Below are 14,898 nucleotides of genomic sequence, written 5' to 3' on the forward strand. Positions count from 1 at the left end.
AATTCATTACGCAGGAATGATCACTTTGCTATGCTAATGATGTTCCAAACGGATGAAAACAAGTAAGAGAGGGGTTTTACCTGTATGAAGAAATCGATATATTCCGCACTATCACTAACAATGGCATTTAGTTTGATGCTTTCTGGCTGTGCAAAAGGCGACAACACAACAAGCTCATCTCCCGCTGCAGTGAACGCAGCAAGCTCAGCTGTTCCTACGAAAGCAGTCAAACTTAAGCTGTGGGGCGGCATTCCCGAAGAGAGCGGACCCAAGGATGTGGTCACGAAGTGGAATAGCTCACATCCCGATATCCAAGTGGAGTATACACGCTATGTTAACGACGATAGCGGTAACACGAAGCTCGATACGGCGCTTATCAGCAACTCCGATGCTCCGGACATTTTCTTTAGCTATGGAGAAACGAATTATAATCGCCGAGCGAATGCTGGCGTCACCTATCCGTTGGATGATTTGATTAGCAAATATAAGCTTAATGTAGATGATATTATTGGTAAAGATAATGTCGTCCCATTCAAAGGGAAAACGCATTATTTACCTGCCATGAAGCTGTTATCTTCCGTTTTGATTAATCAAACGGCATTGGAGAAAACGGGAGAGAAAATCCCGGCTCAAGGATGGACATGGGATGACTACATGGCGCTTGCCGAGAAGCTGCATACACCGGATCAGAAGGGCAGTTTTATTCAGGCTCCACAGGATAATATGGTACGTTTTGCCATTCTTGAGAATAAGCCAGTGGATTCCTATTATACCGCGGATGGATTGTCCACCTTCGACAGTCCTGCCGTCAAGAAGGGCTTGGAATATCAAAAAGCGCTGCAGGACAAGGGATTATCGGTCAAGTGGCCGGAAATTATCGCCAACAAGCTGCTTCCTCCCAATGAGCTGCTGACCGGTAAAGCGGCAATGATCTTCGGAGGCACACATTTGCTAAGGAATGTGAAAGATACCAAGAGCTTCCCGCATGAGTTCAAAACTATATTTGCCCCTGTGCCCCAGTTGGAGAAGAGCGGCAAAGTGAATACAGCAGGCTTCAACGACTTTATGTCGATAAACAATACGTCCTCGAACAAAGACGAAGCCTTTCAATTTATCTCGTGGTACTTAACTGAAGGCAATCTTCTCATGATTCCAGGTGGACGTTTGCCATCTTCCAAGAAAATTGATGTGGATAAAGTGGCTGAGCTTATGGTCGGAGATGCAGCAAACCTAATAAACGTGGATTCTCTGAAATCGCTAATCAAGGGCGATTATACGTTCCCAGTTCAAACGATTTCCACCGCTTTACCGGAAATGACCAAAATTATTAATGAAGAAACAGAGAAATATGTCATGGGTGTGCAGCCTTTGKACAAAGCTATACAGAATATGAAAACAAGAGCGGATCAAGCGATTAAGGCTGAGAAAAAATAACGGTTGTGTTAGAAAAAGGACCTGGCGGACTTCAATTTGAAGTCTGCCAGGTCCTTTTCTGAGTTAGAACGTAATACGTCGATGCAGAATCTCCTTGAATGGAAATAACGGCGAGGCATGCTCCAACTCCTAAGAATTGTTATATGAATGTACAAGTTTTGAATCTACTGGCACCGTCTCTTCGTGTGATACAATCGAATTCAATAACCCAAAACTGGCGATGGTTTTGGGCAAAGCGCCTCTTGTTCATGACAGAGGCGTTTTTGCTTGTTCGAGAAATCCGGGCGATTCTTTTGGAGAACGTATACATGCCTCCGTCAAGTTTCGTATATTGAAGACATCCGATTACGTTTAGGGGAGTGAATCATTACGATGACAATCTGGCGCTACTTGCTTCCGAACACCTTGAAGTTCAGGCTTATCATGGCTTATATCACCCTGCTGATGGTTCCTTTGTGCGTTGCCATTTTTTATTTGTTCCAGCATTTCGAATCCATTCGCCAGAAGGACATGATGGACCAAATGTCCGAGCGTATGCAGCAGGTTCATGTGTCCTTGACGGATATGATGGCTTTCGCCTATAAGGCGAACATCATGCTGAGCCAGGACGAGAGTCTGATCCAGATTATGGACAATCCGGACAAGTATGATCCCCTTGAGCGAAAGAAAGTGATTGAAAGCAAAATGTTTGGAATCAACAACAGTTTTTTCTTCCATCAGACGGAGTTGTATTTTAGATTCATCGACCGGAAGGGCAATGTATACACCTCCTATGCTCCCAACGGCAAGTTGTCCAATGGGCTGAAAGAAATGCAAGATTGGCAAAATAAGCTGAAAAGCGGTTCTCATCCATACCGCTGGGTGGCAGATGATTGGAATGATGTGAACGGCAGCCAAGGGAGCAAGCTTCTGAGCCTGTACACTATCCTGGACGACCAACTACGGGGGAATTTCGGACTGGCGCGCATCAGCATCAATATCAAAGAATGGTTCCGCAGCACGTTAAAGGATAGCCCGGCCAACCAGGATCTGACTATCTTTACCGGCCAAGGAGAGGTTGTTCTGCAAAATAAGGAACCAGCTGTCAGCAGAGATATGATGCAAAGGATCATGTCTGCACGGGCGCAGGAAGGACATTTCGAGGACGAACGCGCCTTGTCTCTTGTCAATTACAGCTATCTGGAGGAACTGGACTGGTATGTGGTCAGTCAAATGCCTTTAAACGAGCTGCAGCAGGAGATCCAGCGGTTAAGGCTTATCGTTTTCCTCTTTCTGACGATTCTGGTCATCGCCTTCGTGCTTGTAACCATCTTCCTGTCGGCTCGCATGACGGGGCCGCTGTATGTCTTGGAGCGGAGCATGGAGGAAGCATCGGACAAGAAGCTGAATGTCAAAATATCCGTCGGCAAGGGTGCAACGGACGAGGTGCGCTCCCTTGGCGAAAGCTTCAACCGGATGATTGATGATGTCGTCGTACTCATAAACAAGCTTAAGCTGGAGGAGCGGCAAAAGCAGGCGGTTCGATTCCAAATGCTGCTCTCCCAAATGAACCCGCATTTTCTGTTGAACACCTTGAACACGGTCAAATGGATGGCCAGAAGAGAAAAACAGGAAGCGATCGCGGGCATCTGTACCTCTTTGGGGTTCATTCTGGAGGCAAGCCTCAGCTCGGAAATTGAGCTGGTCACCCTTAAAGAAGAAATCAAACTATTGCGCTCCTACGAATCCATACAGGAGTTTCGCTTCAGGGATCATTTCACCATCCATTATGAAATGGATGAGTCGGTTCAATACGCTCTGGTTCCAAGGTTTAGTCTGCAGCCTCTGGTGGAGAATTCCATCGTCCATGGCTTTGACGCAGCCAAAGGCTGCTGCACCATCTGGGTCAGGGTCAAGGCGGAGGGAAGCGAACTTATTCTGGAGGTGGAAGATAACGGCATCGGCATGGAAGAGGCCGCCCGCAGGCCGGTAAGGCGAAGCGGACACGGGATCGGACTAAGCAATCTGAAAGAAAGGCTGCAACTGCTTTTTAAGCGGGAGGGCGCCATAGAATTTGTATCCGGCGCGGAAGGGACCCTGGTCCGGGTCCAGCTGCCATTGTTGATTGCGACACCTTATTCACAGGAAGGAGATAGTGGGCATGTGGACGGTTTTGCTGGTGGAAGATGAAGGTTATGTTCGGGAGGCCATCCGGGAAACGGTGGACTGGGAACGCCACGGCTTTTGTGTTGCGGGTGAGGCGGGTAACGGAAGGGAGGCTTTGGCGGCTATCCTGGAGTTTAGGCCCGATGTCGTGATTGCCGATATTGTCATGCCGGGCATGGACGGGATTGAACTGCTGAAGGAAACGCGGAAGGCGGGAATTCGCAGCCGGTTTATTATGCTGACGGCCATGAGCCACTTTGATTACGCCCGGGACGCCCTTCAATACGGCGCCTTCAATTATCTATTAAAGCTGTCTTTAAATGATGATGTGCTGTTGGAAAACCTGGCGCGGATCAAGGGGGAATTGCTTGAAGAGCTTCGAGATGCGGGAGAGGCGCTTTATCCTCTGTATCACCGCACCTGGTCGGGCATCCGGGGAACAGGCGCATTGGTTCATGAGGATCAGGCCGGAACGGCAGCGGCAGCGGAGAAATTCCGTAGTCTGAGGCTTGATATTATTGCCGTGCTGAACGGAGCCGTTCCCGCTGCTGCGGATCAGGCGGGTATCCGGACGGAAGCGTATCTGTTGGTCCAATCCTTCTATGAAGGGGGACAGACAACCTTCTTTTGCTGGAGCTTTCAGAAGAAGGCAGACCATGCCCGTTGGAACAAGCCGAACTGTCCGGCTGGACTGGCAGCCGGCAGCAGTCTGGCCCGTCTGTCCCAGGATTGGCGCTCTGCGCTGAATCAGTTGAATGGCGATTGGTACGGCCGTGAGGCAAGCCCGATGAAGGATCGGCATGAGCTGCCGCCCGTCGCGGAGCTGGAAGCCGAGCTGATCCGCTGCTTTGAAGAACGCAATGAAACCAAATGCGCCGAGGTGGCAACTCGTATATGGGATATCATGGAATATTCCTCATTCTCTCATATGGAAGTGAAAATGCTGGCGTCCCATCTTCTTCATATGGTGGCGATGCTGGCAGGACGGAAATCGGAGGATCATGAGGGAATCAACTCGGCTATAAGCCATGAATCGTTGCTGGCGCATGTGCTGCAAACCATTCGGGAGCATATCCGGCAGCTGAAAAAGGAACATGTCAGCTTTACGGACCATCCCGAGGTGAACCGGGTGATTCAATATATGCTGGAGCATTACAAGGAAAATATCAGGGTTGCGGATTTAGCCAAACTGGTAGCTATCAATGTGGACTACTTAAGCACCGTGTTTGGCAAAAAAACCGGATTGACGCCTATCGCTTATTTGCAAAATATCCGGATCGAACAGGCGAAACGCTTGCTGCTGCATGCCAAGCTGAGTGTGGAGGAGATCGCCTTTCAAACGGGCTTTGCCGACGATGCCTACTTCATCAAGGTATTTAAGCGCTTGGTTGGACAAACGCCCAGCTCCTTCAGGCGGGAGAACAATATCTAAGTTTTGTACTATTAACCTGCAAGTTTCGCCTCTTAGAAGCAAAGGCGTAGCTTGGTATAGTTGAGATGAATCAAACATCCGATTACAGGGAGGTTACAGGTAAGATGAGAAACAGAAAATGGATGACAGCAGGGCTGGCAGCACTTGTGGCAGTACCTTTAGCACTTGCAGGCTGCGGTGTAAACGGGGGCAGCAATCAAGCGGAGGGGACGGCCTCGCCTACGGCAAGCACGGCGCCTAGCGCTGCAGCGAATAAGGATCCAATTAAGCTTACCATGTGGGGAGGCGTGCCGCCTGAGAATGGTCCTCAAGCTGTTGTAGACAACTGGAACAAGCAAAATCCGGATATCCAAGTGGAGTATGTGCGGTTCGTCAATGACGATGCCGGAAATCTAAAGCTGGATACTGCGCTTATTTCCAGCCAGCCCGTGGACATGTATATGAACTATGATTTCAGCCTCTATGAGAAGCGGATCAAATCGGGCAACGCTCTTGATCTGAGCAAATTCACCGACTACAATGTCGACGAAAAAATGGGCACAGGCGCCTCCTTGTGGAAGGTGGATGGTAAGTATTACGGTGTTCCTACCCAGAAAGGCATGTCCTTTGTCTGGTTGAACAAGGATATGCTGGATGCCAAGGGTCTTAAGGTTCCCACGGACTGGGGTATGGATGAATTCAGGGATTATGCCAATAAGCTGAAGGGGGACAAGGTGTGGGGAGCGGCGCAATCCGATTATTACTTTAATGTGCCCATCAATGGCTCCATGGTGAAACAAGATTTACAGCTGACTAAACCGGACGGCACCTCGGCCTTCGATAATCCGCTGACGGTCAAGGACCTTCAGGTGTATTCGGACATGATGTTCAAAGACAAGAGCATTATGCCGCATACGGAGCAGATCACCTCGAAGCCGGCTCTGGATCAGATGTTTGTGAAAGGGGAAGCGGCAATGCTGTTCTCCACCAACCAGATTTTCAGGACCACTAACAATGTGAAGGATTATCCCCGTACCTTTAAGGTAGCTGCAGCACCGGCTCCCAAGGTAAACAAGGATCAGAAAGACTATATCAACGCTGGAGGGCTGGGCGATGTGCTCTCCATTAATCCCCGTACCAAGAAGCCGGAAGCAGCCTGGAAATTTATGAAGTGGTATTCGGATATGGGGATGCTGCCGATGGCGGCAGGCGGAAGAGTGCCATCATCCAAGGACTTTCCCGCAGATGAGGCAATCGCTCTCATGTTCAAAGGCGTGGAGAATACCTATGACATTGATTCCATCAAGCGGGTTATGTTCGGAAGTCTTCCGCTTGGATTAAGCCGTCTGGACAAGAAAACGGGAATCGAGCAGCAGGTCATCTATGACAAGGTTTTCACTCAGAAGCTGACTCCCGAAGAAGGTGCGAAGGAACTGGCCCGGGTGCATAACGAGAATTTGCAAGCGGCCAAAAAGTAGAGAATCTGAAAACCAAGGGAGAGGCAGGGACATCCGTGCCGCGCTTCTCCTTTACCATAAGCCCATATTATAGAGAAAGGTGGTGACCGATCGTGAACTGGATGAAACGGCAGAGGCTGCTCGGCTATGTATTCATCGCCCCTAATCTTATCGGAATGATGATTTTCATGCTGATTCCAGCCCTGTTCTCCTTTTATTTGATGTTTACGGATTGGGTATTCGCTAGCGGGAAACCACCGCATTTTATCGGATTGGACAATTTCAAGATGATGGTGAGAGACGACTTATTTACTGTTTCGGTCAAAAACACCCTTTTGGTGTTAATCCCTGTGCCAATTTCGATTATGCTGGGTTTTCTGATCGCAGTCATGTTAAACAATCGCGTCTATCTCCAGAAGACGCTGCGGGCCTTCTTCTTCGCCCCCTATTTTACAAGCGGTATCGCAATTGCGTTCGTCTGGATGGTGCTGTTCCAGCCTGCAAACGGTCCCATTAATGCCTTCTTAAGATCCGTCGGTATAGCGGAGCCTCCCAAATGGTTCGCTTCTCCCGATACAGCGATGTATGCGGTGCTCATTATGATGATCGCAGGCGGCATCGGATACAACATGATTATTTATTTGGCCGCCCTGCAGGAAATATCCTCGGAGCAGCTGGAAGCCGCCAAGATGGATGGAGCGACGTTCGGGCAATTGCTGCGTCTTATTATTTTACCATTGGTCAGTCCGACGACGCTTTTCCTGATGATTACCGGTTGTATCGGATCCATCAAGGGCTTTGGCATGATCTATGCCATTACTCAGGGGGGGCCCGCCAACAGTACGACGGTTTTCTCCATTTTCGCCTACAAGAAAGCATTCAATTTTTATGAAATGGGGTATGCGTCCGCCGTTTCGTGGAGCATGTTTCTGCTTATCTTATGCATTACGCTAATTCAGTGGGCAGGTCAGAAAAAATGGGTCCATTACTAGGGAAGGGGGAAAGACGCAACATGAATGCAAGAAGTACCAGAATGATCAAGGAGCGGCTGGGCAAAGGCTTGAATACCATCATCATGGCCCTGTTCAGCTTGCTTTTGCTGTTGCCCATGATCTGGATGATCAGCACTTCGTTTAAGAAACCTAAGGACGTCTTCACCTACCCTATTCAGTGGATTCCACTTGACCCGGTGTTGATCAATCACATCAAGGTCTGGACCACTGGAGACGGATTTCTCCTCTTTTATCTAAACTCTCTGAAGATATCGGTGTTTCTGATGATTGGAGCACCGCTGCTCGCCGCATTGGCCGCATATGGATTCAGCCGCATTGAGTTCAAGGGCAGGAACGCGATTTTTCTACTGTATTTATGTCTGATGATGATTCCGCAGCAAGTGCTGTTTGTCCCGAAATTCATCATGTTTGAGTGGATGCATATTTACAATACCCATTGGGCGCTGATTCTCCCGGGCTTGTTTACGGTATTCGGCGTATTTATGATCCGGCAATTTTTCATGAGCATTCCGCATGAAATATCCGAAGCTGCCTTCATTGACGGGGCAGGGCATTTCCGGATTTTCGTGCAATTGTTCCTGCCACTCTCCAAACCCGTATTGGCCACCTTCGCGATCATTGATTTTACATGGACGTGGAACGATTATGAGAATGCGCTGATTTTCCTGCTGGACAAGAAGCTATACACGGTTCCGCTTGGCATGCAGAACTTTATGCTGGAAGCAGGCGTGGATTACAACTTGATGATGGCTGCCGCCACAGCAGGCGTCGTGCCTCTGCTCATCGTATTTTTCTTAGGTCAGAAGTATATTATTCAAGGCTTCTCAAGCTCGGCAGTCAAAGGATGATAACGGATACCCGTTAGAATAAGGAGGAATGAATGGCCTATGATAAAAAAGTTGGGTGTAATCCTTCTCGCAATTTGTTTGTCTGGCATTTGGAACGGTATTGGACAATGGAATACGGACCGCGTGTATGCAGCTGAAGAAACGGAATCTGTACAAGAAGCAGTTATGAATACGGGACAACCAGCTCTTGCAACAGCGGATTTTAACTACGTAATCAGTGATTTTGAGCAAGGAAAAGATGAATGGAATTTTAGTCTCGGCGATACGCCGACCGTAAAGGGAAGCTTCAATGTAATCGAAGCGGTTTATAGTTACCAAGGGAACTATACGGGGCAAATACTAGCGGATTTCAGCAAAAGCCCTACAGGTTCGCCATATGCGTCTATAAAAAAGACAGTGGATGACCTGGACATTGAACAACTTGCTCTCTGGGTCAAAACTTCGGATCTGAAGTCCATCCGCATACGAACTACAGACTCAACGGGGCAAACGTTCGAGCAGCGACCTACCTTGCAAAATACATCCGATTGGCAGCAGATCGTACTCAGTCAAATGGGATCGAAGGCGTTTACGCACTGGAACGGCGCCAACGACGGCATATGGCATAAACCTGCCAGAAGCATATCGATATTCTTCGATCGCTTTGACATTAAGAATGGTGCGTTAACGGCTATGGTGTTGGTAGACCAGATCACGGCTCAAGTAACGGTTCCGCCGAAGGATTTTGATCATGTAATCAGCGGCTTTGAGCAAGAAAATGATGAATGGCTCTTTAGCTTCGGTGATACGGCTGCCGTCAAGAGCAGCTATAAGGCGATTCAGTCAACTGAAAGCTATAAAGGGAACTATACGGGGCAAATACTAGCGGATTTCAGCAAAAGCCCTACAGGTTCGCCATATGCGTCTATAAAAAAGACGGTGGATGACCTGGACATTGAACAACTTGCCCTCTGGGTCAAAACTTCGGATCTGAAGTCCATCCGTATACGAACTACAGACTCAACGGGGCAAACGTTCGAGCAGCGGCCTACCTTGCAAAATACATCCGATTGGCAGCAGATCGTACTCAGTCAAATGGGATCGAAGTCGTTTACGCACTGGAACGGCGCCAACGATGGGATATGGCATGAGCCGGCTGGAGCCATAACAATACTCTTCGACCGTTTTGACATTAAGAATGGCGGGTTAACAGCCTCTGTGCTGGTTGATCAGATTACGGCTCAGCTCGGCGGCTGGCTGCCAGAGCTGAAAATTCAACAAACCGCGCTGGGCAATGTTTTTCTGGATCATGAGCCAAATGCCTTTATTGTCAGATCTGGCAGGCCGATACTTAATTGGACCGCTTATGATATTTATGGCGCGCGGGTCGCTTCGGGAAGCGAGAGGACGAACGCCGGGGAGGCCCGGATAACAGTGCCTTTCAGTAAATTGGGCTATTTTACGCTGGAGGTTTCTGCTGAGCAGTCCGGTAGTGAACCGCTAGTCCGAAAAACAGCTTACACGGTCGTTTCTTCCGCTTTGCCGTCCGGTAATGGCAACTCGCCATTTGGCGTCAGCACGCATATGGGCTGGACTGCCTCTGGATGGAATAAAGAGCTGAGCAAGCTTATCCGATACATGGGCGCATCGTATGTCAGGGATGGCATGGAATGGACCAGCATTGAGAAAGAAAAAGGCGTCTATACCTTTGCTCCTACACCGGATGACTATATGAAGAAGCTTGCGGAGAATGATATCAAGATGCTCTTAGTGGCTGCGTTCAATAATCCGTTCTATGACAACAATGGCACGCCCTTTACGGATGCGGGAAGAAGGGGGCTTGCCGAATACGCCAAGGCTTATGTGGGGCGTTACAAGGATCAACTTATCGGGTTCAACGTGTACAATGAATTCAATGGTGGGTTTGGCAAAAGGGGCAACAGTCCTGCCAATTCACAACCAGACTATTACTTCAAGCTGATGAAAGAGACCTACAATGTAGTCAAGCCTGCGTACCCTGATGTGCCGGTTGTTGGCATTGTCTCAGGTGGTGTCGACTTGAACTGGATTGAAGGTGTACTGAAGGGCGTGGGACAAGGCGAGGATAAAAATGCCGGCCTCAAATATCTGGATGCGGTATCTGTGCAGACCTATATGGATCCGAATGCTCCTGATGAGGTATTCGCCAAACTGGGAGACCTGAAAACTTTGATTAAGAAATACAATGACGGCAAGCTTGTACCCATCTGGGTGACCGAATTCGGCTCGCCGACACATCAATCTGCCAAAGGGGTCGACGAGAAGACACAGGCCAATTATTTGCCGCGCGGATTTGTTAAGGGACTGGAACTCGGACTTGAGCGAATGAACTGGTATGATTTCATGAATGACGGACTTAAAGCTGATTATAATGAAGACAACTTCGGTTTGGTTCGGCATAAAGATGACCCGATGGGGGCTTATACACCAAAGCCTGCCTATGCGAGCTATGCTGCCATGAGCAGGCAGCTGGACGGCGCGACTTTCGAAAGGATCGAGCCATTCAGCGACCCGATTAAAAGTAATTTGTTCTCCAAAGCCGGCGAAGCTCTCAGAGTCGTCTGGGCATCGGAGGAAACCCAAGCCGTGATTGAAACGGGCAACATAGTGGAAATTACGGATTTTATGGGGAACACAGAAATTTACACACCGCATAATGGCAAGATCTATATGACGCTGACAGGAGAACCTGTTTATATCAAAGGAGTCATAAGCCGGATCGTAAAGGACGACACGTTTGCTGTCTTCGKGGAGCAAGGGGCTGTAGGTGATCCGCATACGTTCACATTAACAGTGAAAAACGAGACTGAGCCTCAGCTCGCTATAACAGCGAAAATGGAGGAAAGCAGCTATCCAATTGCAGCTATGCGAGGACAAATGACAACGCTTTCTCTCACTGTCGGCGAGACGCGGGATGGCTTCCGCTCGGTAGCGATCCACTTGTTGGACGAAGCAGGCAATAAGATAGGCAAGCTGCAGCATGAGGTAGTTACGGGTAAGCCGAACAAGGTTACTGTCAGACCTGTGATGCAGCAGACTGAAGAGCCATACAGTCAAATGCTGAATGTGGATGTAGAAAACTTTAGAAAGGCCGCAGGTCTTACTGTTAACCGTATAACCTGGCGGATTGGAGGACAGTCTGGCCAAGAGCTTGTCAACACGAACGTGCTCCCGGGCAGTAAACAGCAATTCAGCATCCCGCTTAGCCCGATCGCTCTTGGAGGGGATCTGCCGACATCCATCCGCGTCGAGTTTGCGGAGCAGGAGCCATACGTTTATGAAGGAAATCTCAGTTTTAATCCGGTCTACAGGGGGGCGATTGCGGTCAATGACCATATAGAGCCGGAAATTTCCGCGTTAGCGCCTACCATCGATTTGTCACAGGGCAAGCCTGTCCTGCTCTCCGGTCAAACCGGAAATATTGGAGTGAGCGGGCAAATCTGGCTCCACTATGATCAGGATCATTTGTACCTGACTGCAAAAATAAAGGACAATGTTCATGCGGCGGCGGCCTCCGGGGCTAATATATGGAATAATGATGGCATTCAGTTTGCTTTGTCACCTGGAATTCCTGGCGAAAGTCTGGGCTGGTATGAGTATGGCGTTTCGGATACGCCCGATGGCCCGCAAATATACCGCTGGACAACGATGGGGGGATTGCCTGCAGGGCCTGTGCATAATGGTGAAGCAGCGGTAACAAGGGATGAGGAGCAGAAGCTGACGATCTATAAGCTTGCTTTGCCATGGTCGGAGCTAACGCCGATTCAGCCCATACGCGGAGATGTTATGAGCTTCTCTCTGCTCGTGAATGAGAATGATGGCAACGGAAGAAAAGGCTATGTGGAATGGGGCTCTGGAATTGGCAATGAGAAGAGGCCAAGTCTGTTCCGGTCCATGCAGTTCCAGATGGACAAAACCTTAAAGGAAGGCGTTATATTGACTGGACCGACCTCCGTAAGCATCGGGCAATCGCTGGATTTGACTTACAGTCTGGTTAACGTCACATCAAGCGTATATGCGAAATCGGTAACCGTTCATTACGATCCAGCGCTGCTTCAATATGTCGGGGTAGAATCCATGCTTGAGAAATTTACGGTTGTCGGCTCCACGAATGGCGCAGGAGAAATTAAAATTTTGGAAGCAGGTCTAAATTCCCCTGTCACAGGATCAGTGGACCTGCTGAAGCTGCACTTCCGAACTTTGGCCRATTCGTCAACGGTGACAACCAGCGTCTATGTCACTGACGTTCTCGCCTCCGACCAGTTCGGACACGAAATTGCGCTCAACATCGGGCCTGCATTTAGTGTACAGATGGTCGTTGACAAAACGGCGCTGCATACAGCGATTGCCGGTGTGGAAGCTGAGATCCTTGCAGCTGCAGCGGTTAACAGGAACCTTGGCGAGCATCTCTACGGCCATTATCCCAATGCCTCTATCGATGCTTTAAAGGGGGCTGTCGCAACCGCAAGAGCAGCGGCCGCCAATTCCGAAGCAACTCAGGCGGCTGCCGATTTGGCCAAGCGGAAGTTGGAGGATGCGCTCAGCACGTTCCATATGTCAATTCATACGATCATGAGGCTTGGCGATTTGGGCGTTATGGCGGGCCGTTACGGCGAATCGGCAGCGACTAACAGCCTTTGGCAAGAAATTTCCATGTATGATTTTGACAAAGACGGAGTGCTGGGCATTAACGACCTTTCGCATCTGGCGAGAAATATTATCAACTAATAGATGGGAATACAGAATGGGGAAAGGGCTTCCGCGCCTTTTTCCCATCTGAATCTGAAGAAGGGGGGGCCTGCAGTGACACATAAATTATTGGCTATTTATCTCATTCTGGCACTATGCACTGCTATGATTCCTGCCGGGGTGGCTGCTCAGACAGAAGAGAATGTGTTCAACCTCATCCCGTCAGCCTCGACGCTGAAAGTGAACGATACTTTTATTGTGACATTGGAAGGGAAAAATCTGACAGATCTATATGCCCATGAAGTCACGTTGACGTATGACCGCAATCTCCTTCATTATGTGGACACGAAACAAGTCATTGAAGGTTTTCCTGTACCCCCGGAGGTTAAGGAGAACACGATTCGTTTGGCTTCTACATTAACGGCTCCCGCAACGAAGGGGAAAACGGGAGATCAACTACTATATCGGCTTACCTTCAAAGCAATCGGTAAGGGAAGCGCGACTGTCAAACTGACCAATCTGGCGTGGCTTGATTCGAAGGATGCATTTGTCAAGCATGATGGTACGAAAGGTGCGGCAGCTAATCTCGAGATTCGTTCGCAGGATTCGCCATCCCCTGGCGGCGATTCACCTTCGTCGAATTCTACGCCAACACCTTCTCCACTACCTTCTCCACTACCTTCGCCGAAACCGACGACAAAGCCTTCTATTACTGTGGTAGTAGTGAAAGCGCAGACTGATGCCAATGGCGTTGCATCCGCCTCCGTCAATGCGGAGGAGCTGCAGGAGGCAATCGACAACACGAAAGAGAATACGATCCTTATCGAAGTAAAATCTGTGGATGCTGCAAGGGAAGTAAAGGTGCAAATTCCACTGAAGCAGGTCCAAGCAGCCCAAGACAAGCAGATGATATCGATTGCGGTTGATATCGGAGCTGCAACGGTCTCGATCAACCCGAATCTGCTGAAGAAGCATGTCAGCGAAACAGGCGGCAATCTGGAGCTATCCGTCGCCAAAGCGGATCTTTCCGCACTGCCAGCGAAAGTTCGGGAGAAGCTGGGTGGCAGCCAAACCGTATACGATTTCAATCTGAGCATAAACGGGAAGAAGCTTGATAAATTCGACGTTAACGATGTGAAAGTTGAGATTCCCTATACGCTGAAGCCCGGAGAGAACCAGAACAAAGTGATCATCTACTCCATCTCCGATGACGGTAAGCTGGAAGTGATTAAGAACGGCAAATATAATCCTGTAACAGGCAAAGTGGCGTTTAAGCCGAAGCACTTCAGCCAGTATGCAGCTACATATGCTAATGTTGCTTTTCAGGACTTTGCGGGAGCGGATTGGGCCGTGGATGCCGTTGAAGGCTTGGCGGCAAGAGAGGCGATCGATGGCGTTAGCATGGGAAACTTTAATCCAGGGGGGGAAGTGACCCGTGAGGAGTTCATTGCCATGCTAATGCGCACATTCGATCTTGTTGATCCCGAAGCAGAAGCGACGTTCCATGATACGGATCCAGATGCCTGGTATTACAGTTCTGTCGCTTCAGCACAGAAGCTGGGCATTGTGAACGGCAAAGAGGATGGAAGTTTCGGCATCCATGACAAGATCAGCAGGCAAGATATGGCGGTTATGATAGTTAGAGCTGCCGAAACGCTCAATGCCGGATTGACGCAATCCGAACCGGATGCTCCGTTCGCAGATCAAGCTCAGATTTCTGGCTACGCCTTAGAGGCGGTAACTGCTGTCCGGCAATCCGGCATTACCAATGGCATGAGCGGCAACATCTTCGCGCCGAAAGCTCCATCCACTAGGGCACAGGCCGCTGCGGTCATCTACAGGTTATATCTTCGAGCGAGCTAATAAGAAGAATCCAAAAAAAT

Annotated in this window: 8 protein-coding genes; all 8 read left to right on the forward strand. The window is 49.2% G+C overall.

Features of this window, described 5'->3' with window-relative positions:
- Positions 1-84 precede the first annotated feature (84 nt).
- The 8 genes from AB4114_RS12445 to AB4114_RS12480 all read left to right on the forward strand — a co-directional run bounded on the left by AB4114_RS12445 (position 85) and on the right by AB4114_RS12480 (position 14,878).
- Entirely contained in the window at positions 85-1,434 is a 1,350-nt protein-coding gene (locus tag AB4114_RS12445) for an ABC transporter substrate-binding protein (protein WP_441988751.1), read from the forward strand.
- A gap of 372 nt (positions 1,435-1,806) precedes the next feature.
- Complete coding sequence (locus AB4114_RS12450) at positions 1,807-3,603, forward strand: cache domain-containing sensor histidine kinase (protein WP_441988752.1); 1,797 nt, start codon at positions 1,807-1,809, stop codon at positions 3,601-3,603.
- Positions 3,575-5,011, forward strand: a complete 1,437-nt coding sequence (locus tag AB4114_RS12455) for a helix-turn-helix domain-containing protein (protein WP_441988753.1) — start codon at positions 3,575-3,577, stop codon at positions 5,009-5,011. The genes AB4114_RS12450 and AB4114_RS12455 overlap by 29 nt, the downstream gene beginning before the upstream one ends.
- Before the next feature lie 104 nt (positions 5,012-5,115).
- Positions 5,116-6,468, forward strand: a complete 1,353-nt coding sequence (locus AB4114_RS12460) for an ABC transporter substrate-binding protein (protein ID WP_441988754.1) — start codon at positions 5,116-5,118, stop codon at positions 6,466-6,468.
- Between the two features lie 101 nt (positions 6,469-6,569).
- Positions 6,570-7,439 carry a carbohydrate ABC transporter permease gene (locus AB4114_RS12465; protein WP_441988936.1) on the forward strand — a complete coding sequence of 290 codons (870 nt, stop codon included), beginning with the start codon at positions 6,570-6,572 and terminating at the stop codon, positions 7,437-7,439.
- 20 nt (positions 7,440-7,459) lie between these two features.
- Positions 7,460-8,308 (forward strand): carbohydrate ABC transporter permease, encoded by an 849-nt coding sequence (locus tag AB4114_RS12470; protein WP_441988755.1) that lies wholly within the window; start codon positions 7,460-7,462, stop codon positions 8,306-8,308.
- A 39-nt stretch (positions 8,309-8,347) separates the two neighbouring features.
- On the forward strand, positions 8,348-13,054 hold the full coding sequence (locus tag AB4114_RS12475; RefSeq protein WP_441988756.1) for a cohesin domain-containing protein: 4,707 nt from the start codon (positions 8,348-8,350) through the stop codon (positions 13,052-13,054).
- Positions 13,055-13,129: 75 nt separating this feature from the next.
- Positions 13,130-14,878 (forward strand): S-layer homology domain-containing protein, encoded by a 1,749-nt coding sequence (locus tag AB4114_RS12480; protein WP_441988757.1) that lies wholly within the window; start codon positions 13,130-13,132, stop codon positions 14,876-14,878.
- Positions 14,879-14,898 lie beyond the last annotated feature (20 nt).

Source organism: Paenibacillus sp. 2RAB27 (assembly GCF_052115445.1).
GTDB lineage: Bacteria > Bacillota > Bacilli > Paenibacillales > NBRC-103111 > Paenibacillus_E.